13 protein-coding genes are annotated in these 22,312 nt (G+C 35.0%); 9 read left to right on the top strand and 4 right to left on the bottom strand.

The genetic code is table 11. The annotated features are described in order from the left end of the window. Positions 1-5: 5 nt before the first annotated feature. The gene (locus AC3DU7_RS01955; RefSeq protein WP_488037687.1) at positions 6-896 is read left to right on the top strand and encodes a phosphatidate cytidylyltransferase; all 891 of its coding nucleotides are present in this window, start codon (positions 6-8) and stop codon (positions 894-896) included. Between the two features lie 477 nt (positions 897-1,373). Here the strand turns inward: AC3DU7_RS01955 and AC3DU7_RS01950 are convergent, their stop codons facing one another. Then, positions 1,374-2,150 (bottom strand): LmeA family phospholipid-binding protein, encoded by a 777-nt coding sequence (locus tag AC3DU7_RS01950; protein WP_488037686.1) that lies wholly within the window; start codon positions 2,148-2,150, stop codon positions 1,374-1,376. 3,223 nt (positions 2,151-5,373) lie between these two features. Between AC3DU7_RS01950 and AC3DU7_RS01945 the strand changes: the two genes are divergently transcribed. After that, the gene (locus tag AC3DU7_RS01945; protein WP_488037685.1) at positions 5,374-6,141 is read left to right on the top strand and encodes a pseudouridine synthase; all 768 of its coding nucleotides are present in this window, start codon (positions 5,374-5,376) and stop codon (positions 6,139-6,141) included. A gap of 290 nt (positions 6,142-6,431) precedes the next feature. Further along, a complete protein-coding gene (locus AC3DU7_RS01940) occupies positions 6,432-7,331 on the top strand; it encodes a helix-turn-helix domain-containing protein (protein ID WP_488037684.1) in 900 nt (299 codons plus the stop codon). 3 nt (positions 7,332-7,334) lie between these two features. On the opposite strand, the gene malQ is transcribed toward AC3DU7_RS01940, so the two are convergent. Both malQ and AC3DU7_RS01930 read right to left on the bottom strand, forming a co-directional pair. Then, a complete protein-coding gene (malQ, locus tag AC3DU7_RS01935; protein ID WP_488037683.1) occupies positions 7,335-8,849 on the bottom strand; it encodes a 4-alpha-glucanotransferase in 1,515 nt (504 codons plus the stop codon). 1,269 nt (positions 8,850-10,118) lie between these two features. Further along, positions 10,119-11,021, bottom strand: coding sequence for a bestrophin family protein (locus AC3DU7_RS01930; protein ID WP_488037682.1), 903 nt, complete (start codon positions 11,019-11,021; stop codon positions 10,119-10,121). Positions 11,022-13,786: 2,765 nt separating this feature from the next. Between AC3DU7_RS01930 and AC3DU7_RS01925 the strand changes: the two genes are divergently transcribed. From AC3DU7_RS01925 to AC3DU7_RS01900, 6 genes are all read left to right on the top strand, one after another. Then, positions 13,787-14,917: a hypothetical protein gene (locus AC3DU7_RS01925; RefSeq protein ID WP_488037681.1), complete on the top strand. Its 1,131-nt coding sequence runs from the start codon at positions 13,787-13,789 to the stop codon at positions 14,915-14,917. A 95-nt stretch (positions 14,918-15,012) separates the two neighbouring features. Next, the gene (locus tag AC3DU7_RS01920; protein ID WP_488037680.1) at positions 15,013-15,867 is read left to right on the top strand and encodes a mechanosensitive ion channel family protein; all 855 of its coding nucleotides are present in this window, start codon (positions 15,013-15,015) and stop codon (positions 15,865-15,867) included. Positions 15,868-17,344: 1,477 nt separating this feature from the next. Beyond that, complete coding sequence (adhE, locus tag AC3DU7_RS01915) at positions 17,345-19,960, top strand: bifunctional acetaldehyde-CoA/alcohol dehydrogenase (protein ID WP_488037679.1); 2,616 nt, start codon at positions 17,345-17,347, stop codon at positions 19,958-19,960. A gap of 38 nt (positions 19,961-19,998) precedes the next feature. Next, a complete protein-coding gene (locus AC3DU7_RS01910) occupies positions 19,999-20,616 on the top strand; it encodes an IS607 family transposase (RefSeq protein ID WP_488037696.1) in 618 nt (205 codons plus the stop codon). Continuing rightward, positions 20,583-20,708 carry a helix-turn-helix domain-containing protein gene (locus AC3DU7_RS01905; protein ID WP_488037678.1) on the top strand — a complete coding sequence of 42 codons (126 nt, stop codon included), beginning with the start codon at positions 20,583-20,585 and terminating at the stop codon, positions 20,706-20,708. Before AC3DU7_RS01910 ends, AC3DU7_RS01905 begins: the two co-directional genes overlap by 34 nt. After that, positions 20,689-21,099, top strand: a complete 411-nt coding sequence (locus AC3DU7_RS01900; RefSeq protein ID WP_488037677.1) for an RNA-guided endonuclease InsQ/TnpB family protein — start codon at positions 20,689-20,691, stop codon at positions 21,097-21,099. Before AC3DU7_RS01905 ends, AC3DU7_RS01900 begins: the two co-directional genes overlap by 20 nt. On the opposite strand, the gene AC3DU7_RS01895 is transcribed toward AC3DU7_RS01900, so the two are convergent. Then, a complete protein-coding gene (locus AC3DU7_RS01895) occupies positions 21,091-21,420 on the bottom strand; it encodes a hypothetical protein (RefSeq protein ID WP_488037676.1) in 330 nt (109 codons plus the stop codon). The genes AC3DU7_RS01900 and AC3DU7_RS01895 overlap by 9 nt on opposite strands. Positions 21,421-22,312: the final 892 nt, after the last annotated feature.

Below are 22,312 nucleotides of genomic sequence, written 5' to 3'. Positions count from 1 at the left end.
ATATTATGTCTTGGTCTCGTATTATTAGTGGATTAGTGGCGATCGCTGTTGCTTTGGGAATGATTATTTTCGGGGGATGGTGGTTTACAGTAGGCATGGGGGCGATCGTTTACTTAGGCCAACAAGAATATTTTCAACTAGCACGCGCCAAAGGTATTTCACCAGCAGCCAAAACCACCCTAGCATTAAGTCAAGTTATGTTGGTAGTAGCTGCCCTAGCCCCTGATTTAGTAGATGCTATATTTACATTAGCAGGAACTCTGATTTGTTTTTATCTACTATTTCAGCCAAAATTAGCCACAATCGCTGACATCGCATCATCAATTTTAGGTCTATTTTATGGTGGATATCTACCAAGTTATTGGATTAGACTCAGAGTTGGACTAGAAGCTCAGTTACAGACACCTCAAACAGTTATAGATAAAATTTCACTAGGAAATTACTGGGATCTTTCATGGATAGACCCTTTGAGTTGGCCTCCGAGTTTAACATTTACTCTACTTGGTTTTTGTTGTATATGGGCTGCTGACATTGGTGCTTATTTTGTGGGAAAGTTCTTTGGCCGAATTAGACTTTCAGAAATAAGCCCCAAAAAAACTGTGGAAGGCGCTGTGTTTGGAGTTGTAGGTAGTATGGTCGTAGCAACAGTAGGTTCTTGGTACTTAGGTTGGCCTGGTTTGCCTTGGACAGGTGCTGCTTTGGGTTTAGTAGTAGGCATTGCTAGTCTACTTGGAGATTTGACCGAATCGATGATGAAACGAGATGCAGGTGTGAAAGATTCTGGACAACTAATTCCTGGACACGGAGGGATTCTTGACCGCACGGATAGTTATGTTTTTACTGCACCTCTCATATACTATTTTTTTACTCTACTTTTACCACTTCTCAATACTTAGAATTTAGTATCGTTGGAGTTATAACAATTCTACTTGGGTAAGACCTCAGTTATTAACTAATTAGGGTTTGCTGATTAAATACCTTAGCGCCAGCTTTGCGTCAGCAAAAGCATTGACTGATATTGGTTGTAGGATTTTTTGGTCTCAAAAAGTGACAGCTTTTCGGTGGCAAGAGCTGCATAAAGCTAGTATTTTGTCAGGTAACGGCGGAAAAATAGGGGGACAATTATTCCAGCTACATCTTCTGTAATCCACCATTTCTCCTAACTATTGACTATTGACTACTGACTACTACGAAGAGCAAAAATACTTTTTCAGCAAACCCTAATTAAAGCAGGTTGAATCACTTTTTTGCTAAAAACAGGCCAGTTAGTGTTAATTATTCTTACTTTTTACTTTTCCCTCCTGCCCTCCTGGGAGGGGTTCGGGGTGGGTATCCTGCTCAATAAAATATAGAAAAGTTTTTGAGAAATGATATTATGGATTCACCATTAAGCGACCTTGACAACTAAGTTGACCAGAATTTAATGTTAACTCTTTTAGTTCAACATCAGAGCCTAAGTCAATTTTGATTTTATTTGAAAAGTCATAACTAGGCTGTTGGAAAATCTGAATCTCTAGATTTTCCAACAACAATTCACAGCTACTAGCAAGCTTTAAATCAGTATGTAAAGTCAAGGAAATCTTTTCATCTGATGTAGACAAAAAATTAGTGGATAAATATAGTCTACCTGGAAAAAATTCAGCTTTTTGATCATACAAATTAATTGGTTGTTTTAGCTGTTCTAAAAAATCTGATGGTAATAATGGAGTTAAAAATTCAACGATCGCCTGAGCTAAGAGAGGAGATTTTAGACTGGCATTAAAGTCAGATTGTAGTAATTTAAGTTCACCAAATAAAGGAAAAGATTCTAATATTTGTAATGGTTTACCTTTGATAATTTGACCAATATTAATCTTAATTCCAGTAGCAGATAAATCTATCTCAGTTAAATTCAATCCTCGAAAAACTACATTAGAAGCAGCAACAGAAACCTGCGGAATTTTTCCTGTAAGAATTTGGCGATTGCCTCCTTCAATCAGAAATTTTAATTGTTCTACCTGTTCTAGTTGGGATTTTAACCAAAATTTCAATGCAGGGGATAAAAATTTACTAACAATCCTACTCTTTCTTGGAGTCGATATTTTATCTTGACTTTCAACAGCAACATCAGAATCGGATATTTGATTTACTTCTGGTAAATTTTTATTCATCAAAGACACCATTAAGTTAGTATAGTTAGCCTGATAATTACAGCGGTTTTCTTTGCTATGAGGTACAGTCCAATATTCTTAGCTTTTTACTTCTGACTTCTACCTTAAAATTAAGGTGTACCTCATTACATCGGAAAGTGCTGTATTTCCAGAGCCGGAAAATATATAAACATAAGTAGAGCATGGTAAATTTTCGCAATATGTATCAAATTGTAAATTATCTCAAAAGTTTATATTTATTGCCTTTAGAGTGTTTTTTCTTAGAAATGCAACGTCTTTTTTTTAGCTTGCTCTACTTAGGGTATTTTATAGCAAAAGGAAAAAGGAAGGGCCGAAATAGAGAAAAATCTTGCTTTGTCTGAGTTTCCAGCTTTTGATACAGCAGATTACATCAATGGTGAGGTACACCTATAGCGGGCAAGATGTCTGCAATGGTAACATTTCAACTCTTTTCTGATTTTTTCAGCAAACCCTAACTATTTGAATATTGATTATAGTGGCATAAATTTTATAGCATGATAAACGAAAGTACTTATGCTGAAGTAGAAGGAATAAGAAACAATTGGACAGGGTGTAATATTACGTTCGGTTGAATACTTATAAATAACTGTTGTTACTCCTCACAACTCAGCACGGAAGAAAGGAGGAAAAGAGGAAATATTGGAGAAAAGTAAAGAGACAGTGCAAAGTTCTTGAAATAACTCTTGCTAGATTGCTAGATAAGGCTTTCAGCGATCTAAAGGTTAAAAACTATTTGTTCAGAGTTGTAAGTACTGTAAGGATTTTACAGTAATATTTTCAGGCTTAAACGCCAATTGTTTTTGGGAATAACTTTGTACTCTCCAGTTATTAATCCTCAGAAATTTATGATTTGACTTTGACAAATTTTTCTTGCCAATAATCAGGAATATATAGAAATTCTATTTTATTCGTGTCAAAAATCTTACTGCTTTTTAAGGAACAGGGGACAGGGAATAGGTAAGAGTTTCAGTTTTTTTATTTACTTTTTGATTTGTCACAACCTATTTAGGATTGCTATAGCATTAAATAACATAGAATTTTATTTAATTTCAGCTTATTAAGCAGGTACACAAAATTAATTACACATTTTTAAGACTAAGTTCCTGATATTGTGAGCATTATATAGAATCAGAATAAGTAAATAGGGCTTGCTGATTAAATTTCAAAGCATTTATAGACAAAGGTTTTAGAATTTTTAGGTCTAAAAAAGTGCGCAAGTTTTCAGTCTAAAATACTCAAAAAGGAGCGCATTTTGGGAGGATTATGGTAGAACAATCAAGGTACTATTCTTCTGACTATTTCTTCTATAATTCCCATTTATCCTGACTTCACCGATTCACCGATTCTGGCTCCTACCTTTACCAAAAAACTTTATTAAGCAAACCCTAAATAATTTTGTTGAATTGCTTATTTAAGCTCTAGCAATTTGTAGATTTTTAACTCTAATTCCAATATTTCAGGGTTTTTGTTCAGTCTCATTTTCATGATTTTCCAAATCATATTGAACTTTTTTGCGATTATTTTTATAGTTTCTTTGCTCACATTAACTATCCACTTTTTATGAATTTTAATAAATACTTTTTTGAGAGTTTTTTGCTCTTTTTGTTGCGACTGACTTAACTTAGCTTTTCTGACTCTTTACTTACATAGCAAAAAAAAATATTTATTATCTCATCTGGTTAATTAAAGTAGTTTCAAAGTACTGTAATTGTAAAAAGTATTCTGCTGACTCCAAATAGTTTGATTAATTGAACTATAGAAAACTCCTGATAACTCAACATTATAGATTGAGATTTATTTTTCATAGCTCTATTTTTCACTTGAGGAAATTGCCTTGAAAAGATGAACTCTGTCAAACTTTAACTGGTCTATTTACCGTTTAGTCCCTACTTAAAAGTAAGCATTCAGCTGTAGCTTGCCTCCTAAGTTAGAACTACCTCTGTAAGAGGAGCTGCCTCCCATATCATGTTCGGTTGAATACTTACACTTTGTAAAAAGAAAGGCAGAAGGTAGAAGTCAGCTATGCTGTTTGCGCAGCATTCCGTAGGAAAGAGACAAAAAGGCTTGAAGGAAAAAAGTTTTTTGATCGCGAATTATCCTGACATGATTAGGACTTACGTATAATACCAAATCCCGTTTTCAAAACCATGTTTTTCAAATTCCTTTCTAACCCTTCTTCCTCTCTTGGTGAGCATTCCCTCTCTTGGTGAGCATTCCCTTGCGCCTAGCGACGAGGCGGGATCTGACCACTTGCGTCTGACGCCGACGCGGGGTCGCACCGCTTCTGCCCTCTGCCTTCTGCCTTACCTCACGATCAACCTTACTTTCAAAACAGGATTTAGTATAAGTAGTTATTTCAAATAAGAATGAAACACTTTTTCGGCTGAAACTCTTTCAAGGCAAGAAATGCCTGTCTTAATCTAAACTGAAATGACTAGAGGTAGAAAAAATTAGGATTTGAGACTGCTTTCCGTTCCGGACTCCTCCACAAACTCTGTCGGTCGCAATGACAGAAATACGTTGCAGGTGTGCAAGTCTTGATTATTACACAAATCTTGATTATTACAAAGGAACTGCCTCTTTCCTCCTCTGGAGGAGCTGCGCTAACGCTAACCTTAACAGCTATCAGCTTAATTAGATTGAATTGTATGGGTGAAAAACTCAAAACAAGTCTTTGCTTGTGCTTCAATTTATGGGTGGAAAATGTACAATAAGTTAAACGAATTTTTACTTTATTCATTAAAAATTTGAATGCATTTCGTAGGATGAGCTGACCGTGAGCTAGCTGTTTGCGCAGCATTCCGCAGGAAATGCTTACCTTTAAAAGATCTGATTTTCTGTTGATATATCAAAGGAAAATGCTAAAAAATATATGTTGCTTTTATTCTAAAATTAGAACAATATAAGACTTCCTATAGCAATTTTTATTAATGGATAATGGATAATTATCTCTCACTAAAAGGGAGAGGATTAATCAATAAAGAAAAATTTATTTCTTTTCCTTGAAATAGGAAGCTAGTAAAGATGAATTATTTCATTATTTAATTATTAATTATTCGGTAAAAAATTTAGATTTATTTACTTTTTATTCTACCTTCCACCAAATATCTACAACCTATCTACACCAAAAATTTACGACTTAAATAGGATTGCTATATATTGATTAATAATCTGAATCGACAAAAGTAATGAACTGAAAAGTATGGGTGAAAGAGTACAAAAAATATTATCTCAGTGGGGAATAGCCTCTCGACGTCAAGCCGAACAAATGATTATAGCTGGACGAGTAAAGGTGAATGGTATAGTTATCCCATTAGGTGAAAAAGCCAATCCAGAATTGGACAGCATTGAGGTTGATGGTTTGCCCCTCCGACCAGAAAACCGTCCTAAATCTATATATTTATTGCTCAATAAACCGATGGGGGTAATTTCCACTTGTTCGGAACCTAGTAGACGTAGTAAAGTTCTAGATATTTTAAGTTCGGAATTGCAAAATGGGAAAGGAATTCATCCAGTAGGACGCTTAGATGCAGATTCTACAGGAGCACTACTCCTCACAAATGATGGTCGAGTCACATATTGTTTGACCCATCCCAAACATTGTCTTCCCAAAACTTATCAAGTATTGGTAGAAGGTCATCCCCAAGAATTGGCATTAAGTTTGTGGCGTCAGGGTATTATCTTATCTGGTAAAAAAACTTTACCTGCTCGGGTTAAAGTTCTAGAAGAAAGTAATAATTCTCAAACCCTTTTAGAAGTGGTTATCTCTGAAGGTAGAAATCGGCAAATTCGTAGAGTTGCAGAAAAATTAGGACATCCTGTTGTGAAACTACACCGTACTGCAATTGGCCAAATCCAATTACAGGTACCTGGAGAGTCTGTTTTACCTAGTGGTCATTACCGACCTCTAAAAGATTTTGAGATTAACTTTTTGCACGACCAAATCAATAAAAATTCTCAATTCTACTAAAACTTAAAGAGTTTTAAGAGTTTGAGTTAAGTGGGTATAATTAAGTCAAATATCCACAGACAATTTAATAATTTTTTCTAGATCAATCTTGCTGATTTTATCGCAATGTATCTAGTATAAGGCTTTTGAAACAGTAGTATTAGCAATATATTTATGGAGTTACCAAATGAAAATTAGTAATTAAATTAATTCAGAAAATTAAGAATATTATTGATATCAGTAAATTAATTATTATCCTATCAGTATCACTCTCACAACGACCAAAGTAATAGTTTATATAAATTAAATCAATGGTAAATTTGACAGGAATAAAAAATATCAAAAACAGTTTCTTTGTATTATCATTTAAAAAACGTTTTCATCAAGAAAAAAAACTTTCTTTTGAAGAGCAACAAAACCAAAAATTAGTAGATATAGGATATAAATTAAAAAGATTTCGAGAGAAAAATTCTATTTGTTTAGAAAGAGTGGCAATAGTAACAATGATTAGAATTAATTTACTAGAAGCTATAGAAGAAGGTGATTTAGAAAAACTACCTGAGCCTGTTTATACCCAAGGTTTAATCAAGCGATATGCAGATGCTATGGGATTAAATGGAGAGCAATTAGCAAACTTGTTTCCAACTGAAAAAACTCAAGAAGTCAGCAAAAAATCTCTCCTTAATCTATCAATGCCTCAGCTACGACCACATCATCTCTACTTCTTATATGTATCTATTGTTTTATTGTCAGTTAGTTTGTTGCCCCGTGTAATGAGTAGCTATTATATGGTAGGAAAAAAAACTGAAATTAATAATTATATAAAAGAAAAAAATCAAAGTGATTTAGCTCAGGCACCTTCAGATACTATTAAAACTGAGGAAAAATCTACAGATGAAAATACAATAGCAAAGTTAGAAAAACAAAATCAAAAACAATCTTTAGTAGTGAGTGTAATTGTCAAAGAAGACTCCTGGGTATCAATAAAAATAGATGGAAAAATAGCATTTGAAGGGACTTTAGTGCAGGGAACTCAAAAGACTTGGGAAGCTCAAGAACAATTAGTTTTCTTTGCAGGAAATGCAGGAGGAATATTAATACCTATGAACAACGGACAAACTATGAGACTGGGAAAAACAGGAGAAGTAAAAGAAGTTATTTTTACTCCTACTGAGACGAAAGTTTCCCAGTCCAGCAATACTAAAAATTAAAAACTATGAATCCCAATTTTGTGGTTCACGACCATAAATTTCTGTGACTTCTCTAAGGCGATCGCTTACCTCTGGAGTTAATATTTCAGGTTGGTAGCGCCAGCTCCAATTTCCTTCAGCAACTCCAGGTTTATTCATCATAGTTTCTTCTCCAAATCCGAAAATATCTTGTAGGGGAAAAATTGCCATAGAAGCCACCGAAGACATAGCCACACGAATTAAGTCCCAATGAATTCCATTACCACAACTACAACCAAGAAAGCGATTAACTCGCTCCTGTTCTTCAGGAGAGCGGTTATTAAACCAGCCCACAGTAGTATTATTATCGTGAGTGCCAGTATAAACAACCCAATTAGGAGAAGCATAGTTGTAGGGTAAATAAGGATTTTCAGTGCCTGAGTCAAAAGCAAAATGTAGAACCTTCATACCAGGAAGTTCAAAGTGATCGCGCAATTCTTCTACATCAGGAGTAATCAACCCTAAATCCTCAGCAATGATGGGCACAGAGCCTAACTTTTCATTAATAGTTTCAAAAAAAGCCTCACCTGGTGCATCGACCCATTCACCATTTATGGCTGTAGTTTCACCTTGGGGCACCGCCCAATAAGCTTTTAAACCACGAAAGTGGTCAATTCTAATCAAATCTACTTTATTAAGCATTGATTGAATACGTTGCACCCACCACAGAAAATCTTCCTGTTCTAATCTATCCCATTGATAAACTGGGTTGCCCCATAGTTGACCAGTCTCACTAAAATAATCTGGGGGGACACCTGCCATCAAAGATGCTTCACCTGTTTCTGCATCTAGGCAAAATATTTCCGGATGTGCCCAAACATCAGCACTATCATGGGCAACATATATGGGAATGTCGCCAAATATTTTTATTCCTTGCTCATTGGCATAATTTTTCAGATCGTCCCATTGTTGGAAAAATTCAAATTGAACGAATTTATGGTACTGAATTTCATCGGCCAAACGTTGCTGCCATTTTTTTAATGCTGCTGGTTGACGACGGGCAATTTCTTGATCCCAGGTATGCCAACTAGCTCCTTGGTAGGCTTCTTTTAGGGCCATATAAAAAGCATAATCATCCAACCAAAAAGCTTTACTAGCACATAAATCATAGAATGCTTCTTTTTCTTCAGATTCTTTTGCTTTAAAATTATCGTAGGCTTTCTGTAGTAAAGAGTGCTTGAATTCTCTGACTAAATCAAAATCTACTCGGTCATTTGGAAATTCTGGCAAATTAGATAAGTCTTCCTCACTGAGTAACCCTTGGTCTAGTAATTTATCTGGGCTAATTAGCAGAGGGTTTCCTGCCATTGCCGAATAAGCTAGATAGGGAGAATTACCAAAACCTGTGGGTCCTAGTGGTAGAATTTGCCAAACTTGCTGTCCACTGTTTCTTAAAAAGTTGACAAAATTGTATGCTTCGTTACCTAAGTCACCAATTCCAAAGGGACTTGGGAGGGAAGTAGGGTGCAGTAGAATACCGCTAGCTCTTGAAAGTGGCATAGCTAAACCTAGAGAATATTAATCAAAAAAATTGCTGGCATTAAACACCAGCTTAAATTTTATTCTACGATCAAGGGAGTATTTTTTGTTGACACTCTTACAGTTAAATCTAAAGATTATAACGAGAGTCTTCTTTCCACATTTGTGATAGTTAAAATTTTGTTGAGTATTCTATCTATCTCAAAATCTAATTAAAATATTTTTAGATTTTTATAGGAGATAATAAATTAAGAGGAAATTATAGGGTTAGTATATTAGTTTTAAAATCTCCTATTGCAATAATTTCTAATTTAGAATTACCTCTCCGTGAAAAGAAGAGGATTGACTCAAAAGAAAATTTTTATTTATTATCCCCTTAAAAGGGGAGGTTTTGAACCACAATTTTTCGGTGATTTTTGTAGACTAAAAATTCTCTTAATTAGGGTTTGCTGAAAAAGTCTGATTATGATGTTAGGCAACAGGGAACAGTGAACAGGCAATAGTCTAGATTATCTACTACGACCAAATTTTTGGCATTGTTAGAGAAAAGTATTAGTATTTTGAGACCAAAAGAGCTAAAAACCTTGCACTTTTTCAGTAATATTTAACCCTGGAAGCCTAAATTGGCATTGATTACAATTTTATTTAGCAAGCCCTAATTAGGGTTTGCTGAAAAAGTCTTTTTGCTTTTCGTAGTAGTCAGTAGTCAGTAGTCAATAGTTAGGATAAATTGTGGATTACAGAATATGTAGCTGGAATAATTGTCCCCCAATTTTTCCGCCGTTGCCTGCCAAAATACTAGCTTTATGCAGCTCTTGCCACCGAAAAGCTGTCACTTTTTGAGACAAAAAAATCCTACAACCAATATCAGTCAATGCTTTTGCTGACGCAAAGCTGTCGCTAAGGTATTTAATCAGCAAGCCCTAATTATCTGACACTATAGTTATTTCAATTTAGATTGATACAAGGTTTTTTTTCCTTGAAAGAGTGTCAGTTAAAAAATTGTTTCATTCTTATTTGAAATGACTATACCAGTTACAGCTTTTCCTATTGTATCAAGCATTCAATTTTATGTTCACGCTTTCAATAACAAGAAAGTCTTCTCTATATTTATCAGTACTTACGCATAATATCAAATCCGCCTAATTGTACATAGATCCAATAACGTCATAATCAGGATTTTAAGCTATTGATTGTGAGGTTATTTAACCGGATTTGATATAACGACCAAATATAGGGTTTTTAACTTCTAAAAATGCTACATAACTTCATAGTTTGCCTAAGTTCTATTTATTCAACTAAATATTCTTTTCGAGAATCAGAATTTATTAACTCCTCAATATCCCACAAAAGTCGATTACACATATTATTTAAAGGTAAATCATTAGGATCGTAACCAAAAGGATTTTCTATTTCTAGTCCTATTGCTTCAATTCCTAATAAAGCAAAGCTAATTACTCCTGTAGCAGGAATAGTTATCCAAGATAACTCAGCTACTAATTGAAAAGGTAGAGCAAAACAATATAAAAATAATAAATGTTTTAAGTGAATTGCATAAGCTAAAGGAATAGGTGTATTGACAATTCTTTCACAGCTAGTTTCATCTTTTACCATTAAATCTAAAATTTGATTATAAGTAGATAATTGAATACTATCTATATAATTAAGGTCATAGATTTTGCGAAAATAATCTCCAATCCATTTAGCTATTCTCAGGGGTCTATGATGAATCTCTTTCAATTCTAAATATTGATCATTGCTAATAACTGACTGAAGTTGTTGATCGATACTTTCATTTCTTAAATGTAATTTTGTTGCCATCAGAAAACCAGCTAAAAGCAAAACTGCAGCCTTCTTCTCCTCTGTATCTTTTGGAGTTTTTTCCGGAATATTTACCCACATTTGTCTTGATAAAGACCGACCTGAAATTATTATTCCACCAATCAGTTTTCGCCCTTCCCAGAATTTATCATAAGATGTATTTGTTCTAAAAACTAATAACAAACCCAAAACAACACTGGGTATTAAACTAGCTAAAATTGGTTGATGAATCCACAGAAATCCACTCTGATAGATAATGGTAACTATTAGAGAAAAAGTCATTGCAACTACTACCCGTTGCCAAACTCCAGGTATGACAGAGCCTTTTAATGTCAACACTAATTCTATCCATTTTTTCTTATGAAAAGGCATATTTACTTAATAAGTTATTAGTAATGTATAAATTAGAAATTTGTCAGCTGTTTGTCAAAACAACTACAGATTAATTAGGGCTTACTGATTGAATCTAAAGGCATTGACAGATAAAGGTAACTTTAATTATGCCCGGAAAAAGTACAAGGAGTTAAGTCGCCCTTGATTCATGCATGGAGGGCATTTTTGGGTAACTATGGCAGACAAATCAAGAAACCATTATGAACAACTACCTTCTCTATAACTTCCTTTTCTCCTGACTCTTAACTACTCCCCTTTTCCCCTCATGGGAGAGGTGAGGGGTGGGTATTATACCTCAACAAAAAGACTTATTCAGCAAACCCTAATTTAGGTTGAGGTGAAAGCTGAGACTCTGGTATTTTTACCTAAGTTTTAGTTGCTTCTATTTTTATATCAGGTCTCATTAATTTAGACGTAAATATTAATTAGGGCTTGCTGATTAAATATCAAAGTTTTTAATGGCAAAGGTTTCAGACTTTGCAGGTACTAAGGGAGTATCAGCTTTTAGGTAGTTCCAGTTCAAAAATCTAGGGTTTTTGGCAAAAAAGGGTTAGAAAATCAAGGGAAGATTCTTCTGGCTATTTCTTCTCGGAATCTCATTCCTCCTGGATTCTGAATTCTTGATTCTGGCTACTCCTCTTAAAAAAGACTTCCATAAGCAAACTCTAATTATTTTCATCAATTATTTTGAAAGTCTATCAAATTTCCCTTTACTCTGTAGAGATGTTGCATGCAACATCCCCACTTAGCCCTAATAAATGTTATTTGTAGGTATTTAAAGAGACATTGTATAAGAGAGTATATGTCAATAAAATATTAAATTCTGGTGTAGGGTTAGGAACGACGCAACCTTTAATAGTTATAGCGCTTTTGTCGATCTTTAAACCACATTATCACAACCAAAACCCTGTAGAGGCGGACAGCGGAGAGCTTCTGCATTAGCACATGGCCATTATCTAGAGCACAACTACCTTAACGCCTCTACTGTGCTACCGAAATGAAAATCACTGTAAACCTAATAGTGAGCTACTCTGATTCGTCGTAACTCACCATAACATAACTTTTGATCATCTTTAATGCATTATTCTACGATATCTTCTTAGAGTTAAGTTACCAGCAATAGTCATAGAGATATTGCAACAAACAATAACCTATCCCAGTAATAAGATTCTTGCTAAAAATCCTAAATATTTTGAGAGTTAAAAACGAAAAATTAGGCTTTTTAAACATATTTAACCGAATAATAATTAATAATTAGATAATTCTGGTTTAAAGCCTCTCCTTTTAAGGGGAAAAAAGCGGTTGAAGGATGGCGATCTTCAGAGCAGCTCTGATAATAGCGGGTATCCTCGCCATATCCAATCGACCAAGAGAAGAAATAATATTTCCTTATATTCAATTCCGTAACGGTTTTAACCAGAGGTAATTATCCATCATCCATTATCAATTAATGAAAGTGGCACTAAATTTTTAAATAGTTTTTGCAGTATGGAAGAAAATTTTCATTTTTATTAATCAAGTCTACTATAATCACTGTATCACACTTCTTATATGGAATAGACTGTATATCATGTGTTTAGCATGAGTATTGTAAGCATGAAGGTAAGGAATAAGAAAGGTTTAAGAGCAATAAAAAAACTAAAATTCCCAGATAATTCACCTTTTGATTTATACAAACGCACTCCAACAAATATGATTTTACTTAAACAAATAAGCCTGTTAAAAATAATAAGATAGGTTCAATAACCGATAAGCGATCGCTGTATAAAAAAATCTGCACTATACCAGTAAAGCAAACAGAAATAAAAATATTATTAATACTGTTTCTTTTTTTAGCTGCTCAACTTAATTTATCGAGTGTTAGCTAAAATTATTCTACATGCTCCAAAAAAGGAAGTAGAAATTAGAGGGAAATAATTGATGATTTATATACGATAATTAATTTTATTTTTGATTATTGGAAAGGTCTACTTAGGGCTTTTTGAAAAAGTCTTTTTGTCAGTAGAGGAGTCAGAATTTCCGACAGAATGCTCCGCAAACAGGAGTAATGAGAATTATATAGCAATCAGGAATGAGTTGTGAGAATTGAGATGTTCCTTAAAAGTGTAGAATATAGCAATTATTATATTCATATGATACGTTTTTTTTCTCTTCTCTGTTCCCAGTTAAGTGTTCCCTCCATACCTAAAAATTTCCAATATCTCACAACTCAAATCATATTGCTATAGAAGGGGTCGCCAGAAAAATCTGCCCTTGGTTTTCTACCCAAATCTTGCTGAAAATATCTAGATTTTTGAACTATTACCACCTAAAAGCTAGCACTCTACTAGTACCTAAAAAGCCTAAAACTTTAAAATGTAAAGACTTTGAGATTTATTCAGCAAACCCTACTTACTATTCATCTTATCTTCAAATACATGGTTTTCTAGGATATTATTTCTTAATAGCGATTAAACGGATATGGTTTAACGAAGTCAGAAGTTAGAAGTTATTTTTGTAATGGGGATTTGAGCAAGGTTCCAAAAATATTTCGCCTTAAAAGGCGAGGTTGCACGACCCAATTATTTTGATAACAAGATACAAGATAAAATTATTTGTGAAAAAAATGGGCGATTTTAAGGCAAGAAGCAGAAAGAAGATGGTAGGAGGGAAGGGGAAAGTAGAAAGTTTTTAAGAAGTCCAGGAATTTTACAAATGATTTAGGATTGCCATATAACAACTCCGATGTGAATACTAATAAAATTATGCCAAATTTCTATCAATTAAAATCTCTGTTTATAAAAGTTCCATTTCAGGAAACTGACAATGAACTTGATGAACTTCCAAAAAATGTTATTTCTAGTTTAAATCAACAAATTCAGGCTTTACCTTGTCATCCTAAATATATCAAAATTTTGCAATCTACTTTAGAAGAAGCATTATATCAATGGCAAGAAAATCCAGAAGCCAATGAACTGGTAATTCTGAGCAGTGCTATAGAACCTTTATCTCAAATTATTCAGACAGCTTTAGTTAATTGGAGTAATGAAAATATCAGAAATATAAAATTATTATCCTGGTCAAATAGACCTAAAGATTTTCTGAAGATTGTCTCCAAATTACAAAATGATTTAGGTCTGTCTGCAAAGTTAGATGCCGATTGTAATTCTGGCAAATTTCAGGAATTAGTAGTTATTCCTTGCTTGGAATTTTGCTTTCTACGACATATACATGGTTTGGATGGAATTGAGTTTTTAAGAAATAGAATATTTCAAGATCATTCTCGATTTTGGTTAATTGGTTGTAATTCTTCAACATGGCAGTATCTTGACTATATTTATAATATTGATTCTTACTTCAAAAAAACTCTATTATTACCGACTATGACTGGAGAAGAAGTTATGGAATGGCTAACTCCTGTAATTACTGAAATTGAGTTCAAAAAAAATGACTTAGATGAAGAAAAACAATTTGCTAAAATGCAAGAACATTTTGATGATTTATCTTATATTGCTCAAGGTTTAAGTTCATCAGCTTCTCAATTATGGCTAAAATCTTTGAGTATGGTAAATATGGAAAATATTGATTCTCAAACAATAGAAAAAGAGAATTTTTTCGTAGAGTATCATCAAATTAAATCATTAGATTTACCAGAATTAAGCAGTAGCGATCGCTATCTTTTATTTTCTCTGTTTTTGCACAAAGAAATTAATCTATCTCACCTTGCTTTGAGTTTGGGAGAATCTGAAAGCAGAATTCAATTCCAAATTCAAAAATTATTACGCATGGGAGTAATTCAACGTTTAAATAATCTATTGAGTATTCATCCTACATATTATCCAAAGCTGCGTAAGCATTTAAAAAAATATAATTTTATTACTGATTTAATAGAATAGACTTATTGGAGAAATCAGTGCATAGGAAGTAGGAAGATGAAATTAACAATTTCATATCTTGAATTGATTTAATTAAAACTTTTGCAAGAGGTATAATGACTTTAAACTATCTAGGGTTAATATTCTTTTCTCATATTCATCTACTTACAGTAGCGCCAGGATTAAATGGAATAGGCATCAAAGATATAAATCTTCAGACTATTCTCCAAACAGTAATTGCTTTAGCTCTTGCTTATGGTTTTCTTATTAGTGTTAAATCTTTGAGTAAGTGGTTATCAGAAAGAGTTCCTTTAAGATTTCGAGCAGCAGCTAAACAATCAGAACCTTTTCTACAAGCCTTAATTTTATTGACTTCCACAATATATATACTGAGTTTATTTTTGCAACTTTCGACTGAAAATTTATTAGCTATAACCGGAACAATTGCTGTGGCTTTAGGTTTTGCTTTTAAAGATTATGTTAGTTCTCTAATTGCTGGAGTAGTAGCTCTATTTGAAATTCCTTATCGAGTAGGAGATAGAGTTCAAATTGGAGAAAATTATGGCGAAATTATTACTTATGATTTGCGGGGAATACGTTTACAAACTGTTGAAGATAATTTGGTATTTATTCCCCATAACAAAATTTGGAATGAGCCGATATCTAATGCTAATAATGGCGCTTTAGAAGCTCAAGTTACAACTGATTTTTATTTGGCTCATGGAGTCGATTCTGAACTGGTTATTAAAATTTTATATCTGGCTGCTTATACTAGTAAGTACACTCAATTAAAATTTCCAATTAGCGTATTAGTTGAGGAAAAACCTTGGGGAACTCAATATCAGTTAAAGTCTTATCCTATAGATGCTAGGGATGAATATATTTACAAAACTGATTTAGTGAGGCGAGTTAAACAAGCTTTTGCTAAACATAATTTTAATTATCCTAAAAGTAATTTCAGCCAAGAGTAAATATACACTAGGGGAGTGGGAAAGTAGGAGAGAATCCACCGCCTAATACCAATTTGATAAGTATTTGTTACAAATAGTAGAAGTAAGGAATAAGGAAGAAGAAATAAATATTGAAAAAAAGGTAAAAACAATAGAAATAACTATCTATAACGCACGATAGTCACTATTTTTACGCATATCTGATCGAGTGGCACTTTTCATAGCATTCTTTTTTCAAAAAAGTACCAGCTTTTAGGTTAATAGAGGAGAAAAAGTGAGGATTTTGGGGTAATAATGAGAGGAAAACTCAGGAGCAATTATGAATGACTACCTCTTCTACAACTTCTCTAAATCTTAACTCTTAACTACTGCCTACTCTCTACCCTAACAAAAAGACTTTCCATACGCAAACCCTAATTATTAATTGTTGAATGATTGTGTTTTTTGAAAATTTCAATATTTCTCCGATCCTAAAATTCGTTTTAGTCAAGAGCTAAGAATATTAGAGCTGATTTATAAAGTAAATATTAAGAGGCTTAACTTATTACAGGATAAAGGTTTTAGCGATTGTGAGGTATAAACCATAGATTCCTGAAACCTAGATAGCATAAGAGTTTTAGCTCAGTTTATAAATCAGCTCTTAAATACTTAACTAGCTATCAGTTATCAGCCTTTATATAAGGTTGCATAGAATGATAAAATTCATTAATCAATCTATCTTGATCTACACCGAAACGATACTGCGGTCAATTACTTTTGAAATACTATTCTATGCAGCTTCATTTCAATTTGGTAAAAAGGTAGTACTTATGTCATTGTGTCTGTTTGCAGAACTTTCTGCCCAAAGCTGGCCATATACCTCTGAACTTCTATTTGCAGTTAAAATACCACTAAATTTTAATTCTGTCAAAATGGACAAATTATTGATTTCAATAAATAGTTACATATTGAAGTGATAGCACAGCATTCAATTACTACTTTTTAGCTATCTCAGGAACGAAAATACTTACGTTTCAGCCTATTATTTCTTAAGTATTTTTAAAAGTAGTTATAAAATTAGCAGCATATCATTGTTTTTTATTATACTAAATCCCTGAAAAAACGCAAGTTCGTATAAATACAAAGCAAAATTTGTACCGAATTTTATGAGTCATATTTAAAATTTAAAACAGAGATTATATTTTGTACAAATTTTATTTATACTCATTTTTTCAGACTCTCTGAAATTCAAATCTGTAATATTTTTATAAAATTTTGTTGGTTTTATGGTTCGAGATATTTTTTTCAGACACACAAAATTATCATAATTACCTTAAATTTAATACTAATTTAAACTTAACCAAATCTTAAACAGAAGAATATTTCATCAATTATAAAAAAAGTACAAAAAAATCGAGAAAATCACTCAAGTCAACCCCACAAAAAAAGAACAGAACTATAATATAAACAGATATCGAACCAGCCCCAGAAAAATTAAAAATAAGGGCAAGGAGAGAATATGAAAGTAACAAACGAGCAAGAACTTGAAGAGCTGATAAAAAAAGTAAAACAAGCTCAAGAAAAATACGCCACTTATACTCAAGAACAAGTAGACTACATATTCAAAAAAGCCGCCCTAGCAGCCAATGCAGCTCGTATTCCCTTAGCCAAAATGGCAGCGACAGAAACAGGCATGGGAATAGTAGAAGACAAAGTAATCAAAAATCACTTTGCCTCAGAAATTATCTATAACAAGTACAAAAACGAAAAAACCTGCGGAGTTATCGAAGAAGACAAATCTTTTGGCTTTCAAAAAATCGCCGAACCAGTAGGAATCTTAGCAGGAATAGTTCCCACAACTAATCCCACATCAACAGCAATCTTTAAATCTCTAATTAGCCTCAAAACTCGTAACGCAATTATATTTTCTCCTCACCCCAGAGCCAAAAAATGTACTTGCGAAGCAGCTAGAGTAGTTCTCGAAGCAGCAGTTGCTGCCGGGGCACCAGAACAGATAATTGGATGGATAGACGAACCAACCGTTCCCCTGTCCCAACAACTAATGCAACATCCAGATATTAAGCTGATCCTAGCTACTGGTGGACCGGGAATGGTCAAAGCAGCCTACTCCTCCGGTCATCCATCCTTAGGAGTTGGTGCAGGTAATACGCCAGCTTTGATTGACGAAACTGCTCATATAAAAATGGCAGTCTCTTCAATTATTCTGAGTAAAACCTTTGATAATGGCATGATTTGTGCCAGCGAACAGTCAGTAGTAGTTGTGGATAGTATTTACGATAAAGTCAGAGAAGAATTTATTGCTAGAGGCGCTCACTTCTTAACCCCAGAAGAAAAAGATCGACTGCGGAGCAAAATTATTGTTAACGGACGGTTAAATGCAGAAATTGTTGGCCAGCCCGTGCAAAAAATTGCGCAAATGGCAGATTTCTCCATTCCAGAAAATACCAGAGTAATTATTGGTGAAGTAGAAGATATTAATCAAGCAGAACCCTTTGCCCACGAAAAACTTTCCCCCATCTTGGCAATGTATCGGGCAAGTAGCTTTGAAGAAGCTGTAGACAAATCCGAAAGTTTAGTCGAATTTGGTGGACGCGGACATACAGCAGCTCTATATACTTCCCCTGCCAATGCCGACCATATTAAACGATTTGAAGATACTGTAGAAACAGCCAGGGTTCTAATTAATACTCCTTCTTCCCAAGGAGCGATCGGCGACCTCTATAATTTCCGCCTTGACCCTTCTCTCACTCTCGGTTGTGGAACATGGGGTGGTAACTCGGTTAGCGAAAATGTTGAACCCCACCATCTATTAAATATAAAGACAGTGGCAGAGCGTCGAGAAAATATGTTGTGGTTCCGTGTGCCACCAAAAATTTACTTTAAATATGGCGCCTTACCTACTGCTATGCGAGAGTTGGCAGGTAAACAACGGGCATTCATAGTCACCGACAAACCTATTTACGAACTCGGCATGACTCGCGGTTTAGAAAATGTGTTGGATGAAGTAGAAGTTAAATATGACATATTTTATGATGTAGAACCTGACCCTTCCCTGGACACTGTGAACCGGGGTTTGGAAATGATGCGGAAATTTAATCCTGATGTGATTATTGCCATTGGTGGTGGTTCGCCCATGGATGCTGCAAAAATTATGTGGTTAATGTATGAGCATCCAGAAATAGAGTTTGAAGGTTTGGCAATGCGGTTTATGGATATCCGTAAACGGGTTTACGATCTGCCTCCTCTTGGTGAGAAAGCTATTTTGGTGGCAGTGCCTACTACTTCTGGTACGGGTTCGGAAGTTACACCTTTTGCTGTGGTGACTGACCGCCGAAATAATATTAAGTATCCTCTGGCAGATTATGCTTTGACTCCGACTATGGCTATTATAGATCCTGAGTTGGTGCTGAATATGCCGAAAAGTTTGACTGCTTTTGGTGGGGTTGATGCTTTGACTCATGCGGTGGAAGCTTACGTTTCTGTTTTAGCTTCTGAATATACTAATGGTTTGTCGTTGGAAGCTATCCGATTAATTTTTAAGTATCTGCCTTCTGCTTATAACAATGGTGCTAATGACCCCAAAGCCAGGGAAAAAATGCACTATGCTTCAACCATGGCAGGTATGGCTTTTGCTAATGGTTTCTTGGGTATTTGCCATTCTATTGCTCACCAGTTGGGAGCTATTTTCCACATCCCTCACGGTTTAGCAAATGCTTTGATGATTTCTCACATTATTCGTTACAATGCTACCGATGCACCATTTAAGCAAGCAACTTTCTCCCAGTATAAATATCCTAATGCTAAGTGGCGTTATTCTCGAATTGCTGATTATCTGTCATTAGGTGGGGAAACTGAGGATGAAAAAGTAGATTTGTTGATTGCTGCTATTGAGGAGTTGAAGAGTCAGGTGGGTATTCCCAAGGCAATTAAAGATGTGGTCTCTGTGAGTGAAGCTGAATTTTTTGCCCGGTTGGATGATTTAGCAGACCAAGCTTTTGACGATCAATGTACTGGTTCAAATCCTCGGTATCCTTTGATTAGTGATATTAAGCAGTTATTGACTAATGCCTATCATGGTGGCTTGGCTACTTCAGGAGAGTTAAAACTTAGTTGACAAGTTACGTCATTACGCAGTATAATGCGCTAGTTGATATCAAAAATAAAGTAGTGAAATTTGTCAAACCAAGAGAAGCTGCTGAGATATTAGGAGTTGATGTGCGCACGTTGGTCAAATGGGAACAAAGTGGTCAAATAAATGCCATAAAAACCCCATCGGGACAAAGACGCTATGATATTGAATCCTATATCAAAAGTACACCCGCAGTGACTAGAAAAACTATCCTATATTGTCGAGTATCAAGCAATGCTCACACGTCCGACCTCAATAGGCAAGTAGCGGAACTACAAAGTCTTTATCCTCACGCTGAAACCATTAAAGAAATAGGTGGCGGCTTAAACTTTAAACGTAAAAAACTATTGAACCTATTGTCTCAAATATTAAAAGGCGATATCCAACGAGTTATAGTTGCTCATCAGGATAGATTAGCTAGATTTGGGTTTGATTTATTCAATTGGTTTTGTGAGCAAAATAACTGTGAGTTAATAGTTTTGAATAGTAAAGACTTATCTCCAGAAGCAGAAATGGTTGAAGATATTTTAGCTATACTACATTGCTTCTCTAGTCGGCTTTATGGGCTGAGGAAATATAAAACTCAAATACAAAATGACTCACAAATATGCACAAGTCAATCAGGACAAAAGTCAAATTAAACTATAAGCAGAAAACGCTTTTGGCTCAACACGCAGGTTATTCCAGGTGGTGTTACAACTGGGGTAAAAGGTTTGTGGAATCAGGCATATAAAGATGGCTATAAACCAAATGCTCGTAAGTTGAGAGAGGTTTTTACCAACCACACAAAACCTCTTTATCCTTGGATGAAAAACTTATCATCTAAAGTGTATCAATATGCTTTTCCTACGGAATGCTTCGCAAACATTAACTTGGGTGAAGCGTTTAAAAGATTCTTTAAAGGGTTGGGTAAATATCCAAGATTTAAGAAGAAAGGCAGGTGTAATTCTTTTCCTACGGAATGCTACGCAAACACAATTGATAATTGTGGAAAGCCAATAGAATTAAACGGATGGAATCATAAATTACCTTTTATTGGTTGGGTAAAAACTTATGAGCTAATTGAAGTCACTACTCAAAAAATAACTATTAGCAGACAAGCAGGTGAATGGTATTTAAGTTGAGCTTTTGAATTTACACCAGACACCACACTCAAAAAAACTGAAGTAGGCTGTATCAATGCCTTTCATTGTTTCCAAGGCTGATGGACGACCCCCACCAGGGCGACGAATGCCCTTCATCTTTAAGGCTTCTTCATTCTCTAACTCTACTAAACCAAACTGCATTGATTGATCGTCACATCTCAATAATTGACTAATGTAGCTCTTACCACCCCAACCTAGTTTGAGTGCTTCCACCGCAGCATAACGACGACGATCTTTTTCCGATAAAGATTGATAGAACCTTTGCATATGTTGCTCTACTTTGGGAGGGTATGGTTTCATAGGTTATAGATATAGAGTACAGGATGTGCTGCATCACTTCATTCTATCATATCTTTCTGAATTTTCCGGTTTTATTTTGTTCTCATTCCTTACGACTTACCAGCTTCGTTCAATGTCCCAATTTCGGGCTAGCGCCTACTTCAAATGACTCATAGACCCAAGGTTCATCTCCCTTGGGTTTTATGTTTTTCATGGCTCTTAAGGGTTGCAAATCTATGCCGTATTTGCTAGGTGAGATTTGTCGGCTCAACGGGAGTGACTCTAGCAGTGCGGCAAAACATTTTGGGTAAAATGGGCACCCGTGGCTCTCGTAGCACCCGCTGCGAGGAATTGTTAGCAAACCAGCACGCCAAAGGAACCAGCAATCCGCCTGGCTCCTATTACAAAACTCTTAGACGAATATAACCCAATCAAAGTAGCACTAATACTTAAAACTTCAACATGCACTGCCACTAGATCCACCTCAGGGCCTATTTTCATTAGCCAGCACATGTTTCATCGCCTGACGGGATATGCGGAGTGGGATTTCTTGTTGACATACTCTCCGGCCTAAAGGCGCGGAGATTATCCTGAAACCAGGATTCTTGGTTTGCTAGCGCAAGGCTACGCCAACAATGAGTCCACTTAAATTAAACACCTTGCGGCATCTAACCCAGAGATGGTTCTCTCCCCAAGCGTTTGCTCTATTCCAAGAGCCTGTTCCCGTATGCCCTACGGTACAGTTCAAACCCAAAAAAACTTTGGTTCTCTGATACTTGTTGCTTAGAGCTTTTCCATATACAAGCATTCCTGTACAAAACCCCATAACTCTTCTCTTGGTCAGCATTCCCTCTCTTGGTCGGCGTTCCGCAAGCGAGCTGTCGGCGGCGCGGGGTCCGACCGCTTGCGCCTA

This window comes from Okeania sp. (genome assembly GCF_983059655.1).
The sequence above is the reverse complement of the archived record's forward strand: the minus strand, read 5'-3'. Positions and strand labels throughout refer to the sequence as shown.